Consider the following 210-nt stretch of genomic DNA (forward strand, 5'->3'; position numbering starts at 1 on the left):
TGCGTTTGCACCGGTGCTTGGCCTTATACCACCAAGCATTGGTTGTCCTGATCCCTGGAGGATGTTCTGGACTATGTATTGTCTGCTTATGAGGAAGTTCAATGCGTATCTTATGTCTCTGCAGGCGAATGGGTTGAAGAACTTCTTCTCACCAACTGTGATGAGATATGGGTTGTCGTCGTCGTGGACGGGGTTGACTTCAATGTCGTT

At 48.1% G+C, this 210-nt stretch carries 1 protein-coding gene; it reads right to left on the reverse strand.

All coding sequences use genetic code 11. From position 1 onward, the window contains the following. Positions 1–210: hypothetical protein (locus NF859_RS02715; RefSeq protein ID WP_252742901.1), on the reverse strand; the 210-nt coding region annotated here is incomplete at both ends.

This window comes from Thermococcus alcaliphilus (assembly GCF_024054535.1).
Taxonomy (GTDB): Archaea; Methanobacteriota_B; Thermococci; order Thermococcales; family Thermococcaceae; genus Thermococcus_A; species Thermococcus_A alcaliphilus.